At 52.1% G+C, this 14,199-nt stretch carries 11 protein-coding genes; 4 read left to right on the top strand and 7 right to left on the bottom strand.

The genetic code is table 11. The features are described from left to right. Positions 1-867 (bottom strand): hypothetical protein (locus ABIK47_04310; GenBank protein MEO0019850.1); only part of this gene is annotated, 867 nt, incomplete at its 3' end. Positions 868-1,199: 332 nt separating this feature from the next. Between ABIK47_04310 and smpB the strand changes: the two genes are divergently transcribed. The 4 genes from smpB to ABIK47_04290 all read left to right on the top strand — a co-directional run bounded on the left by smpB (position 1,200) and on the right by ABIK47_04290 (position 4,834). Beyond that, positions 1,200-1,649 carry an SsrA-binding protein SmpB gene (gene smpB, locus ABIK47_04305; GenBank protein ID MEO0019849.1) on the top strand — a complete coding sequence of 150 codons (450 nt, stop codon included), beginning with the start codon at positions 1,200-1,202 and terminating at the stop codon, positions 1,647-1,649. Continuing rightward, a complete protein-coding gene (locus ABIK47_04300) occupies positions 1,646-3,067 on the top strand; it encodes an N-acetylmuramoyl-L-alanine amidase (GenBank protein MEO0019848.1) in 1,422 nt (473 codons plus the stop codon). Before smpB ends, ABIK47_04300 begins: the two co-directional genes overlap by 4 nt. Then, complete coding sequence (locus ABIK47_04295; protein MEO0019847.1) at positions 3,042-4,064, top strand: RluA family pseudouridine synthase; 1,023 nt, start codon at positions 3,042-3,044, stop codon at positions 4,062-4,064. The genes ABIK47_04300 and ABIK47_04295 overlap by 26 nt, the downstream gene beginning before the upstream one ends. Before the next feature lie 86 nt (positions 4,065-4,150). Beyond that, positions 4,151-4,834 carry a hypothetical protein gene (locus tag ABIK47_04290; GenBank protein MEO0019846.1) on the top strand — a complete coding sequence of 228 codons (684 nt, stop codon included), beginning with the start codon at positions 4,151-4,153 and terminating at the stop codon, positions 4,832-4,834. Here the strand turns inward: ABIK47_04290 and ABIK47_04285 are convergent. The 6 genes from ABIK47_04285 to ABIK47_04260 form a co-directional block, all read right to left on the bottom strand. Beyond that, positions 4,772-5,374 carry an endonuclease V gene (locus ABIK47_04285; GenBank protein ID MEO0019845.1) on the bottom strand — a complete coding sequence of 201 codons (603 nt, stop codon included), beginning with the start codon at positions 5,372-5,374 and terminating at the stop codon, positions 4,772-4,774. The two genes, ABIK47_04290 and ABIK47_04285, sit on opposite strands and share 63 nt — an antisense overlap. 11 nt (positions 5,375-5,385) lie before the next feature. Then, positions 5,386-7,221: a glutamine--fructose-6-phosphate transaminase (isomerizing) gene (gene glmS, locus ABIK47_04280; protein ID MEO0019844.1), complete on the bottom strand. Its 1,836-nt coding sequence runs from the start codon at positions 7,219-7,221 to the stop codon at positions 5,386-5,388. 6 nt (positions 7,222-7,227) lie between these two features. Continuing rightward, positions 7,228-8,595 carry a phosphoglucosamine mutase gene (glmM, locus tag ABIK47_04275; GenBank protein MEO0019843.1) on the bottom strand — a complete coding sequence of 456 codons (1,368 nt, stop codon included), beginning with the start codon at positions 8,593-8,595 and terminating at the stop codon, positions 7,228-7,230. A gap of 253 nt (positions 8,596-8,848) precedes the next feature. Continuing rightward, complete coding sequence (locus ABIK47_04270; protein MEO0019842.1) at positions 8,849-10,501, bottom strand: hypothetical protein; 1,653 nt, start codon at positions 10,499-10,501, stop codon at positions 8,849-8,851. 33 nt (positions 10,502-10,534) lie between these two features. Further along, complete coding sequence (locus tag ABIK47_04265) at positions 10,535-11,935, bottom strand: PKD domain-containing protein (protein MEO0019841.1); 1,401 nt, start codon at positions 11,933-11,935, stop codon at positions 10,535-10,537. Between the two features lie 11 nt (positions 11,936-11,946). Beyond that, positions 11,947-14,199, bottom strand: a complete 2,253-nt coding sequence (locus ABIK47_04260; GenBank protein ID MEO0019840.1) for a C25 family cysteine peptidase — start codon at positions 14,197-14,199, stop codon at positions 11,947-11,949.

Below are 14,199 nucleotides of genomic sequence, written 5' to 3'. Positions count from 1 at the left end.
GGGTGAACGCCAGCGGTGAACCGCCCGCCGGACAAGGTCACTGGCACCATAGCACTGCCAGAAGATATGGGGATTGCCGGTTACGGGATTAACCGCAATTGATGGATACATCTGATGCCTTTCCCCCTGGGAAACATTCTCGGTCTGACCCCAGACGGTGTCGGTGCGCACCTTGTAGAAGACATCATAATAGCCACTGGTGCCCTCCCGACCATACCAGACCAGATGAACCTTGTTGTCAGGACCACCCGCAACCGCGGGATATGCCTTATAATTGCTTCCGCCCTCAACCACCACCGGCGCAAGCCAGCAGGTATCAACCCGCTCCCGGTAAATGATATTTGTGCCCTCCAGCCAGACCACATGGATATGACCCTCGGGCGTAACACTGACCGTTGCGCACTCCTTGACAACATTGGGACCGCTCACCGAAAGTAACCGCGAATTCTCGTCCCAGCCGTTATTTGGCGACCAGGTCTTGAGATAGATATACTCGTCGGTAACATCATCCGGACCCGAGCACCAGACCGCATAAATAGTTCCCATAGAATCGCAGGCCAAAGAGACATGCTTGGAGTTGAGGTTCTGATTGTAAAGGTCAAAGGAAATCATCGTATCATTAGTCCAGCCTGACCCCGGCTCATAGCGCTTGTAGTAAATCTGAAAACGGTAGGTTCCCAATCCCGAGTTCATCACATACCAGGCAACATGGATGCGGTCTTGCGGGTCAACAACCACCCGGCGTTGGGTGCTCCAGTAGGAGTAGTCGGAATAGTTGTTATTCGTCAAGCGAATCTCGGGCTCCCATTCGGCAGCAAAAACCAGCCCGGAGATAACACAGACCAAAATCGCTAAAAATCTCTGCATATTATGCCTCCAGTTTGATTGCCATTCCATCTGATAAATATTTAACCGGCAAACCCTGTTTTTGTCAAACGGTATCAATACCGAGTGATATTGGATTTTCTGGAATTAGGTTTATATAAATATAAACAGATCTCCCATGGGTGAAGTTGAGTTATCTTTCGTATTTCAATAACTTAGCCGAATACCAGTTTTACCCCGGGGGTCACTCCCCCAGTGGTTTTAGACCCGAGAGCAGATGGTTTTTTTCCGAGGCGGCGTTGCAGTTGTAGGGATGCCGGCTGAATGCCCCTTTAGTAAGGGTTGACTGTAGTTGCTGCACCTTTTATAATCAGATGGTGAAGGTAGTTGCTACCAATCGCAAGGCGCTAAGGGATTATACCGTGTTTGAGAAGATTGAAGCCGGGATTCAGCTTGTCGGCACCGAGGTGAAGTCCGTGCGTGAGGGTGGTGCATCCCTTGATGGCGGTTATGCGGTTGTTGAGAACGGCGAGGTTTTTCTCTGCGATGTCAACATCGCCCCTTACCGTCAGGGCAATATTTTCAACCGCGACCCGAAGCGCCGGCGGAAACTGCTTCTCCACCGTGATGAAATCAAGCGGCTCTTTGGCAAGACCACCCTGCGGGGTTTCACTTTGATACCGCTGCGGCTTTATTTCAACGACCGCGGGATTGCGAAGGTGGAACTGGCTTTATGCAAGGGCAAGAAGGCGATTGACCGCCGCGAGGAACTGAAGCGTCGGGCAATTGAACGGGATGAGCGGCAATGGGGAAAGAGGTTGTGAGCAGAAGGGTTGGGGTTGCTATCTTTTTATTTTTCACCATTTTGTTCAATTATACCTTTGCGGCGAAAGAGGAGAATCTGCGTAACTTCAATGGTGTTGACTACCTACCCCTTTCGGGCATCACCGCCCATTTTCAGGGAAAATGCTGGCTGGTTCGATCACCTGAAGGTGAAAGCCGGTTTGTTGCCATCCTGCCGGGAGCAAAAGACTCCTTACCTATAGAATACACCTTTCTTGTTGACAGCAACCTCGTGATTCACAACGGCAAGAGGTTGCAACTGCCCTTGCCCGCGGTGATGGAGAAGGATCAGCTCTACTTACCGGCGGTAGTGGCGGCGGCAATCTTTCCAGAACTGGATGTGCCGATTCTCAGCACGATTGAGACCGAAAGAGTCCAGGATACCCTGGTTGTCCGCCTGCTCCTTTCCCCATTTCAGAAGAAAACCGGCGCCCTCCTTTTTCATCACGAGAACAGCTCCAGCATTGAATTCCGTCTTACCCTTGGCGCCCGGATTGACTCAGGCTTTGTCCAAGAGTTAAGACTCCTTTCCCTAACCAGTACCGGGAGTTTCCTCAACGGGATCAAGATTGACTCCAACGCCGTGGGGACAAGTTTAATCTGGACATTTCGCCAGCCGGTTGAGAAAACGATAATCAGCCGCGAGCAGGGTATTGAGGTGCGGGTTTTCCCGAGGCCGAAGCGCCAAGTGGCTAAAATTCTCCTTGACCCTGGACATGGGGGCAAAGACCCGGGCGCAATTGGGACACTTGGCACCGAGGAGAAAACCGTTGTCCTTGACATCGCCAAGAGGACAAAAGAGCATCTGGTCAAAAATGGCTTTGAGGTCTACCTTACCCGGGAGGGGGATGAGTATGTCACCCTTGCCGAACGGGCAGAGAAGGCGATAAAAACAGGGGCGGACATTTTTGTAAGTATTCATGCCAACTGGGCAGAAAACAAAGCCGCAACCGGTCTGGAGACATATTTTCTCTCTGAGGCAAAGACCGACTGGGAAAGGGCGGTGGCAGCACGGGAGAATGCGGTGTTCGAACGGGAAATCGCCAACCCGCTTATCAAGGATAAGAATAATCCGGTGGGTCTTATTCTTGCCGACCTGGCACAGAATGAATTTCTCTATGAGTCAAGCGAACTGGCAGCCCGGATTCAGGAGAGTTCGCTGGGACTTGTGCGGGTCCAGGACCGGGGGGTGAAGCAGGCAAACTTCTATGTCCTGCGCAATATCTTTATGCCGGCAATCTTAGTTGAGTGCGGCTTTCTCTCAAATCGCCAGGAGGAAAAACTGCTGCGCACACCTGAATGCCGAGAGAAAATTGCGCGGGCAATTGCCGAAGGCATCGCTGGTTTTGCCCGGGATTATGAACGCCGGCTGAATGGGGCGAGTAAGAATGTTCGTTGAAGAGGGAACGGTCAAGCTGAAGCGGTTTCACCGCGTCGCCTCACAGCGGCTCTGTGGTAAAAGGCTGGATGTGTATCTGGTTCTCTCCGGGCTGGGGGTTTCCCGCAATCGGGCGGCAACCTTGATTGAAGCCGGCAAGGTATTGGTGAATGGGAAACCGGTAAAGCCCAGTTACCGGGTGAAACCCGGGGACGCAATCACCGCCCAGTTTGAATACGAACCGGAACTCACGATTGAGCCAGAAAAGATGGATTTGAACATTGTCTATGAGGACGGGGATGTGATTGTCATTGACAAGCCTGCAGGTGTGGTGGTTCATCCGGCAAGGGGAAATCGGCACGGGACCTTGGTTCAGGGACTACTTTATCACTGCCAGCATTTGCCGCTACGTGCCGACTCGCCACTCAGACCGGGTGTGGTTCATCGCCTTGACAAAGATACCACCGGTCTTTTAGTTTTTGCCAAAACCGATGAGGCGTTGCGCAGCCTCGGTGCCCAGATTGAACACCGCACCGTTGTCCGGGAATACCTTGCCTTTGCCTGGGGTGACTTTGAACTGTCTGAGGGTACGATTGATGCGCCTATTGGCAGGCATACGATTGACCGGTTACGGATGGCGGTCACTCCTTTTGCAGCCCGTACCGCTGTTACTGGTTATGAGGTCTTGCGCCGCTATGCAATCTGCACCTATCTCAGGCTGAGGCTTAAGACCGGCAGGACCCATCAGATCAGGGTTCATCTTGAGCATATCGGGCATCCGGTTGTCGGTGATCCGGATTATGGCGGGAGGAGTACCAATGTCATCAAGCACAAGGACCACGCCTCCATCTTTAAAGAGATATTAATTATAATGAAGCGCCAGGCACTACATGCTGCCCGACTTGGTTTTATTCATCCTCGCACCAAAAAATTTCTTGAGTTCTCATCGCCCCTACCTGCGGATATGGAATCTCTCTTGTTTTATCTTGAGAACCTAATGCGGGAAAGGAGGATATGAAAATCCTGGAGTTAAAACCTCCTTTTAGCGGCTTTCACTTGGCATTTTGTATTTTCATTATTTCCTGTACCCCTGTCCCAAAACCCATGCCGCCGCTGACACCTCCCGGCTGGGAGGATGGTGAGACCGCGGTTTATCAGGTTGTGCGTAACGACTCAGTCCTTTTCACCCGCATAATCAGCTTAAGATACGACGAGGAGGCCGGGGCCCCGGTTGTTGTCTTTAGCAATGTTGTCCGAACAGAATCAGCGCCATTTTACTTTTTTGACTCCACCGCATTTGCCCTCACCCGCTTTACCCTCCTGCCAGTTTGGTCTTATCGCGTGGTTGCCACTGAAATCTCCATCTCTGAAGCCCAGGCGGAATTTTCACAGGATAGAGTAGAGCTCCGGAAGGAGACAATGGATGGGGTTGAGGAAAAGGTATTTCGGGCAAATAAAAGTAGCTATGGGATAGAAATGCTGCCGCAGTTGTTTCGCACAATTCCGCTTGAGCCCGGGCTTTCCTTTCAGGTTAATGCGGTAGTAGGGCTGGAATTCCGCACCATCCCGGTTACAGTAAAGGTTTTGGGGACCAAACTTGTCAAAACAGCCTTAGGTGAAATCCTTTGCCGGGAGGTTGAGGCGCTTGCACCCCAGCGCAATCTGCGCCTCCTTTACGAACTAACCGACCCCCACCGGCTCATCGCCATCCGTGATTTAGAGAACTCAACCGAGACCGTTATAGTTGACTTTTACATCGAGGAATTTGAAACCCTGCCTGAGGAGTAAAGCGTGGTGATGAGCAAACCGGATAGGTTCAGGTATGCGCCACCTCCTGCAGCAGCTTAGCACTATCTGCCGCGCCTCATCAACCGAAATCTTATACCCCGGTGAGACATAGACCGGTTTGACACCGGCTCTTGTCCGCAACACTACACCAACAGCCTCTCCATCCATTAGGATGGTGGTATAACTTCCCCTTTCACTGGCGGGCTCCGCAGTTATTTCCACGAGCCGGCGCTTTGCACAGCCAATAGTTGGGATGTCAATCGCCCTACCCAACGCACAGGCGAGCCCGAATTTGCGTGGATGCGCCTTGCCCGCGGCATCACAGATGACCACATCCGGTCTGGTTTTTAACTTCGCGAATGCTGAAAGTAGGGGTGGCAGTTCCCTGTGAGCAAGATAACCGGTATGGTAATCAGCGGGAATCGGCTGGTGCGCCCAGGTCTTTTCTAACTCCTTGAGTTCAGGAAAAGAAAGCACCACCCAAACGGCATAGGCATCGCGTTCATCATAGGCAACATCACAACCGGCAACACTATTGATATTAAACAGGTTTATTCCACCGTTACCGATTTGGCGAGGTTGCGCGGTTTGTCGACATCGCAGCCGCGCAGGACCGCTATGTGATAGGCGAGAAGTTGGAGCGGTGGTGCAACTGTTATCGGGGAGAGGTATTCCGGGGTTTTGGGGATGTAAAGGACGAAATCGGCAATTTCGTTCAGTTGCTCATCCCCTTCGGTGCCAATAACGATGATTTTGCCCTTGCGCGCCTTCGCCTCAGTGAGGTTGGAGATCATCTTCTCGTAAACCGAATCCTTAGGCGCAATCCCAATTACCGGGACATTTTCATTGACCAAGGCTATGGGACCGTGCTTCATTTCTCCTGCTGGATAACCGGTTGCATGGACATAGGCAATCTCCTTCAGTTTCAGAGCCCCTTCAAGCGCACTGGGGTAATTTATATTCCTGCCGAGATAGATGAAGTCATGGGCAAAGGCGAGCCTTGCCGCCACCTGTTTTATGCGACGGTCAAGGTTGAGAATAGATTCTACCTGTTTGGGGATTAACTCCACATCGGCGCGCACCCGCTGTAACTGGTCAGCACTCATCGTCTTGCGGATGCGAGCGAAGTAGAGTGACAGGAACAAAAGGTTGAGAATCTGCGCGGTATATGCCTTGGTTGATGCCACACCGATTTCCGGTCCGGCGTGGATGTAAACTGTTGAATCCGCCTCCCGGGCAATTGATGAGCGATAGACATTGAGGAGGGCTAATGAGCGGATTCCCCGTGCCTGCGCCTCCCGGAGCGCAGCAAGGGTATCCGCGGTCTCACCGGACTGGCTGATAGCCAGCATCAGCGTCTCGTCTTCGTAAAGGAATTCAGAGGAGCGCAGCTCGGAACTTATTTCCACCGAAACCGGAATCTTGCAGAACCTTTCAAAGTAGAATCTGCCCACCAGACCCGCATGGTAGGAGGTCCCGCACGCCTGGATGACAATCCTTTTGATGCGCTCGATGAAATCCGGATAAAGGAGAAACTCCGGGTCGAGCATAATCGTGTCGTCACGGAAACGGCGGGCGATGTTTGCCCTCAGGACCTCGGGCTGTTCAAAAATCTCCTTGCGCATAAAATGGGGATAACGACCCTTGGAGATCTCCTTTGTCTTCATTTCAATTGGGACAAAATCCCTGTCCACCTGCCTGCCGTTAAAGTCAAACAGTTGCACCCCTTTTTGGGTGACAACCGCTATTTCCCCATCCTGCATCACCAGCATCTTCTGGGCGATTCCGACAAGCGCGGGCGCATCTGAGGCGATGATAAACTCCTGCTTGCCCCTGCCGATGAGTAGGGGGCTGCCCATCTTCACCGCATAGAGCCGGTCCGGTTCCAGGGCGTTAATCACCACCAGTGCATAACTGCCCTTCATTGTCGCTCCTACTTCCCGCAGCGCTGTAAGGAGATCCTTGCCTTTTCCCTGCCGGTGACAAGATTCAATCAAATGAACAATCACCTCGGTGTCGGTCTGAGAGACGAACCTGTGCCCTTCGTTTTCCAGGTGCCGGCGCAGTTCCCGGTAGTTCTCAATAATCCCGTTGTGAACCAGGGCAATGGTGCGGGTGCAGTCGGTAAATGGATGGGCATTTTCATCGGTAACCTCACCATGGGTTGCCCAGCGGGTATGACCGATGCCCAACCTGCCGTCAACCGGATTTTTTGCCAGTAGCTCCTTTAAGAGCTGGAGCCTGCCCGCGGTCTTGCGAATCTTGAGATCGCCATCATAAACCGCAATCCCGCAGGAGTCATAGCCGCGGTATTCCAATCGCTCCAGCCCGACGAGGATAACATTACTTACCTCCCTTTCACCAATATACCCGACAATTCCACACATCCCGGTTCACCTCCCTTGATAAAAATTGTTGATGCGGTTTACGAGCCCTTCTGCCATTTCTTTTGTTTTTGCCTCGGCAACAACCCTGATGAGCGGTTCGGTGTTGCTTTTGCGGATGTGAATCCACCAGGAGTCACCTGCTATTCTTATCCCATCGGTCTGGTCAACCGTAAAGTCAGCCAATTCTGGGCGGAGCGCCGGGATCAATTTTTCTCGGTTCAGGTCTTTTGCGGCAAATGCACCCTTGGAGATGAAGTATTTGGGTAAATCTGCGCCTATTTGCGAAAGGTTTGTTTTTGTCTTTGCCATCAAGGCGAGCACAATTGCCGCGGCGATTAAACCGTCCCTGGTGAGGTTGATTTCTGGGAGAATCACCCCGCCATTACCTTCGCCACCCAAGACCGCGCCGGTCTCAATCATCCTTTCCACCACAAAAGCCTCACCCACCTTTGTCCTTATCACCCTTGAGCCGAACCGGGCGCACACATCCTCAACCGCACGACTGGTTGAAAGATTGACCACGACATCACCATTTGCCTTTGGCAGGACATAAAGGCAGGCAAGGCAGAGGCTTGTCTCCTCACCCAAGGGAACACCTCTTTCGTCAACACAACTGAACCTGTCCCCGTCCGGGTCAAAGGCAAAGCCGGCATCAAGTTGCTCCTGCTGGACCAGTTCACACAGTTCGCTTAAGTTTTCTGGTGTCGGCTCTGGTCTGCGCGGAAACCCCTGCTTTGATTTTTCCGGGGAGCAGAAAAGCGGAATTACCTCACAGCCAAAGGTGCGCAAAAGTTCCGGCGCGGCTAATGAGGCGGCACCATTCACCGCATCAACGCCGATTCGTAAACCCTTTGCCTCAACATCGGCAAAGAACCTGTGCCCCCTGATTGCCCTGATATGTCCGGCAATCCCATCTTGAGAAGACAATCTCTTGCTCGTTCCGTCGCTGTCAGTTTTGCCTTTTGCCTTTTGGATTTTGCACTCCTCTATCACCCTCTTGAACCCCTCAAACTCAGCCGGCAGGATAAACCTGCCATCAGGATGGACAAACTTCATCCCGTTCCAGTTGACCGGGTTATGGCTGGCAGTGATGACAATTCCTCCCCGAATATTTTTCTGCGAGCGGACATAATGGACAACCGTTGGTGTCGGGCAGATGCCCAAATCAACAACCTCGCAACCGCTGTCTAAAAGAGCCGCTCGCGCCGCAGCTGCCAGTTCTGCACCTGATGGTCGGCTGTCCCTGCCAATCGCAAACCTGCCCGGACCTAAAAAACTAACATAACCGGCTGCCATTTCCCGCACCGTTTCTAAAAACAGACTTTCGCCGACAATTCCGCGCAGACCGGAAATGGTGAAGATTGGCTGTGCCATCGGGTTATTATAAATGTTCTCTACTTCAGGTCAATACCCAACCGGGTGCAGCCTCCCTTATCGGGGTTGAACCGCCCCTTTTCCTTAAAGACCCCCGCCATTAAGACCCCAAAATCGGGCAAGAATTAACACAAGAAATCTGGATTTGTTTCTTCCTTTCAGGCAAATCTTTATTTGGCAATGTGTTAGCAAAATGCACCAGAATATTAAACCATTTTCAGGTTAGGTTCTCTCCACCACCCCCGTAGTTCAACTACCACCCCTTTGTCAGACCACCGGCAAGGCGCCACTCCTGATAACCGCCATCCTGTCCGCGATAAATACTCCGCCCCAAACTGATGGTCGCATCGGCAATCCTCCAGACCGGAAAGGAGGAGTTCAGACCGACGTCGAGCCTGCGGTTTGCCTTTTCAAATGAGCCGCTCAAGAAAAGTCCGCTCGTCCAGGAGTTAAAAAGGGTATAGGAGGGGGAGAGGCTGGTTGCAATCAGATTGACACTGGAATCGCTGTAAGCGCTGTGGGAGTAACCGATATTAAAGGTGAGGCTTAAGGGAAATGTAAAGCCAAAAGAGTGACCGAAACTCAAATCAAATGTTGAATAGTTGTTTTCCGTCATTGTGGCATTGTGCTTCTGATATGAGACCGCAATTGATGGCGAATGGCTGACCTCACCGGTTTCAAAACTGTAGCCCGCATTCAGGCTGATATTGTGGGAGCGATCGGAAAGGCTTCCACTTCTCTGAAAACAGGGCGAGTAGTTGAGTCCGAGATAAGGTAGATTGGGGAAATTTAAAACGAGGTTAAACCCATAAGCGGCAAAGGTGGTGGTGGAGAGTTTCATACCAATGAGGTTGTCCTGCTCACGGTTAAATGAGCCAGAAATGACAACCGCGTTATCAATAAAACTGCGCTCAACCCCAACCTGATAACTAAGGTTGTCATTGCGCAAAGAGGGCGCGCCCAAGGAAACAAAACCCGGTCCCACCATTCGCACCTCACCTGCGACCTTTGTCTCAAAGATATTTAAGACCGGTCTGGCTGAGAAGGCAAAATCATACTGCGAAGATAGCCGCGGCTTTAAGATGCGCTCTGCCCAGTCTGGCACCCATTTGTAATTCTCAACATCCATCCTTATATCCCGGGTCAACTCGGCACCGGCAACCTCAGCATCCAAGCGGAAAGCATCCTCAAAAAGAGAGAGACTAAAATCCATACCAAGGACATAATTCTCCTGCGGTCTTACGACTTCAATAGTATCTGCCGGTTCTGAGGTGTCGGGCTGATAAATCTGCCAGTTCCGCTCAATTGAATTGGAATCGTCGTGGGCATAAAGTAGGCTAAAATAAAGGTGCGACGCCTCCTTTTTGCCCAATCCGAACTTGCCAGCATAAAGGGTGCGCTTATAGGTCGGCTCGGTCGTATCTGAGCCCTCAATCGCCCTTTGCGTCCGGCCGCCGGCACCGGCAAGATAGACCTTCCAGGGCTGGTATTCAATTCCGAACCCGGTAATCGCCACACCCGAAACTGTCAAGGGAGAATATGAGGGGCTGAATGTGCCGACATCAATATTGGGCAGATATTGCATAAAACCAGGCACTGGCAGTTTCTGGCGTATTAAACTTATCGGGTCAATCCCGATTCTAACCTTATTCAACGCCTGCCTGAGGTCGCTCTCCATCGTTGAAAGCAATATATCGGTGGTAATGGGAATGCCAAACACCGTTAAAGTGGGACTCAGGGTGAATGTCAGATTTGTGTAAGGCTTCCTTAATGTATCACCGCTGATAAACTCCGCATTTCCCTGCAGAGTTGCCGAACCGGAAAACTCTACCGGTCTCGCTACCACCCATCCAGCCCAGAGCAAAAAAAACCAGAATCCGACTTTTCTATGATCTCTTCCATTCACATATACCTCCCTTGCTGTGCTACGCACCGCCGGCTACTCGCTCACCATCAGGGTCTTGGTCACTGTGGCTGGACGCCCGCCGTCGTCAGTAATAGTAAGTGTAACCGCAAACTCTCCGGGCTCGGCGTAGCGGTGAGTCACATTAGCACCCTCACCTTTACCGCCGTCGCCGAATTCCCATTGATACTTGACCACCTTACCATCAGGGTCCTTTGACTCACTGGCATCAAACTTGACCTCCTGCTCCGCTCGCAGTGTCTCAGGAGAGAAGGTGAAGCCAGCGGATGGTGCTGCGTTAGTGCTGATGACCACCTTCTCTGCCGGCGTTGCCGTGGCTTCGTAGGTTACATATCCAACCACCGTATAGAGCACATTTTCCTTTGCCTCGGCAGTGCTCCATACCTCGGTAAACTGCTGAGATTTGCCCGGATTCAGGTCCGTGAAGTCACGGGTCTTGCTGACGACCACCGAGTCCCTGACCCGGACATCACACACCGCCTTGCCGGAGAGAATGGTTGAGCCGGTGTTTTGGAAGCCGAGAGAGAACTTTATCGTGTCGCCGATCTTAAAATGTTGCGGCGTAACCTCAAAACCGGTCATTTTACCTTCAGGAATCCCGATGCGCAGACCGGTCTGCTCTTTGTCCAGCACCTTGCCATCGGCGCTACTGATGGTAACATCAAAGTAGTAGTCGCCGTTTGGAATGCCGGAAGTGGGGAAATCAAGAGTTACCGATGAAGTGTCGGTTGGGACCGTAAGTGACTTTCCCGGTAACTTTTTGACCATCTCACCGGTTGGACCGTGAACAAGCGACACACCGATGGTGACATCCTGCTTATCGCCGACATTTTCAATCTTGAGCCTTAGCCTTGCCGTTTCGCCCGGCGCGTAAGCGGGCTTGTCAGTGGTCAGGGTCAGTTTGAGCGATGTGGTGGCGAGATTGATGGCGAACACATAGTTGCGGTAGTAGGTAGCTGTGGCGGTCTGTGGGTCGTAGTCAAAGGGGTATAGTGTAACCTTGAGCCGGGAACCTCCATCGGGCATCTCAACGACCCGCCAGGTGAATGTCCGGTTAGGATACAACCCGGGTTTCATCTCCACCGGTCCCCTGGCATTCATATCCAGTATCACCACCGGCAGCCTGAGACCGGTCGCGGTTTCCATCCCGGAACGCTCCTTCAGGACAACATCTTGGACCCGGTATCCCTTTGGATAGTCAATGGAATGCACATAGTACGGCACCTCTGGTCGTCCCTCCTCTTCAATAAGTATCAAACCTCTCGGGATTTGCACATAGTCCAGGTTTCTAACCCTTCTCACTTCGTACTTCGGGAGCGATATCTTCAGCTCGGTAGGTGGTTTCTGACCGAAGGCAAAAGCAACCCAAAGCACCACAAAAGGTGCCGTCCAGAATCGGAATCTATGGTTCATCATCTCAATCCTCCTTATTTCGGACAGCCATAGAGGTTATACTCATAGGCAGCCAGTCTCTCATACTTGCTCCCATCCGGGCAGTACCAGTACTTCATCTCGAAAAGCGCTTTGCCCGGAGACCAGCTATGGTTATTACACATTAACCAGAACCAGCAGCACTGGAGACGGTGGTTGATGGCAACAGCCGAGATCTCGGTTGAGCCGATGTAGCCGAGCACACCCTGCTTTTTTGTGAAAGCACGGGAGATTGCGTTAATGTCATCGTAGTTACCGGTCAGGCACGAGAATGCCATAAACCAGCATCCTGAGTAGCTATTGGGGAGCAAATCAACGTCCCAAGCTGCAACCACGTCACCCCATACGTTCACATTCCCGTGACCGCAGAATGAGACTATATTCTTTACATTACATAGTGAGCTCATCTTGGGCAGTTTCTCCCCTTGGGGCAAAACCCCGATGTGTTCCACGCGGGTCTGAACCCCCATCCACCGGAGCGTGCTGGCACCTTCCTTGGTCGCGCTCTGGAAATTATCCAGTACATCGGAGTCATCGTCATAGCCACTGACCAGTCCCGCACGAGCCGGATTGAATGGGTGCTTCGCGGTGTTCTCAACCAACTGGCTGAGTTCTTCTGCCGAACTTCCGATTGCCCGACCGACATTAAGGTCAACAATCCAGTCGCCGGTGCAGTCAGAATAGGGAAAGTCGGAGAACCTGACTTGGGTTGTGACATAATCACCGCTCCATTTTACGTTCAGTCCCGTTATAAGCCAAGATGGCACGATGTTGTGCTCGCCTACGAGGAAGACATAACCGCCAGACCAAGTACCGCCATAACTTCGGAACGCCGGTGACAAGAGCTTGTCCCAAAAACCGCCACGGTTGAGCATGCTCTTAAGTTGCCACCCAGAAGTCGTCTCCTCAATGTAGCCGAGGACACCAGCCATTTTCCAGGCTACTTGACCGCACCACCTCAGCAGCTCGTGCACCTCATTGTCGTCGTATGCCCAATAGAGTTTTTTCGGGCAGGTAACGATGATTAAGTCTGCGGACGCGAGGGCGGCATTCACCTCGTGGTGCGGATAGAAGGAGAGGTCCGGTCGCCGCACATAGTTCTTCCCATTCCGGCTGTAGGTGATGACTACTGAGTCACAGAGAATGTAGGGCTCATTCCACCACCAGCCGCTCTCCTCCGACCACAAAATAGGCACGGCGTGGAACTCCAGTGTGAAGTTCGCTCCTTTACTCTTTTTCCCGACATTTTTCTGCCACCTGGTCCGGGTGCCGGAGTAGTCAGTCGCCTTGATGTCTGCGCCCTCTGCAACAGAGGTTGGGATGCACTGAAACCAGGTATTCCAGACCTGGAATGTCAGGTCTTCAACATCGGCAAGAACCTTGACATCAATGAAGACCTTAAAATAATTCGCTTTTCGCTCAACCCGCCGTTCCACCGTCAGGCACTGGAGTTCCGCGGGTTTCTGGGGAATATTGGCGCGCTTGAACCTGCGCTTCTCGCTGGTCAGGGTCAAGGAGCCGACTTGGGCAACTACCTCCCAGGCATACTCCTTGTTCGCTTCAAAACTCTTTGCCGATGTCGGATAGGTGAGCTGGGTTAAGTTGATGGTAGTTTGCTCAAACCACGGCTGGTTGGTACTGAGCGCCTCCTCCTTAGTCTGTCCAGGGAGAATCTCAACGATACGCAAAGTATATTTCACTTTCTGCTGAGGTATCGGAATCACCTGTGGCGGAAATACCGAAGTCCAATCAAACACCACGGGATTTATACCCCACAACTGGGCGCCATCGGGTGGTGCGAGAAGTCTTGGCGGAGCCGGCTTGCGGACTACAAACTGCCCAGTGTCGCCACCTAAATCCGGCATCAGGGTAACGATATACTCGTAGTTACCTTCGGGGATGGTACCGGAGCGGAGATAGAAGACCTCATAGCCTTGCCGGTACCACTGGTCCTGCAACTTGATGTCTTGAAGCCTTTTTGTAGTCTTGCCCGGTGGCAGGTTGAGCTTGTTGGAGTTAGCCCGATACACCAAGACCTTTTTCTCCTTATGATGAATCTCGCCATGCAGCCAGACATTGTGGTAGGTGCTTCCATCCTGATTGTTTAACTCAACATGCCACAGATTTTCTATCTGCCACTGACCTTGGGGTGGAATATGGAGCTGGACTGTTACTTTCGCCGGGGTTCGCCCTAGGCTGATTGCTAAGATGGTCAAAATGAGTATCACAGACAGTTTGAAAAATTTCAC

Source organism: candidate division WOR-3 bacterium (assembly GCA_039801245.1).
Classification (GTDB): domain Bacteria; phylum Hydrothermota; class Tepidihabitantia; order Tepidihabitantales; family Tepidihabitantaceae; genus JAOABP01.
This window is presented reverse-complemented; position numbering and strand designations above follow the sequence as displayed.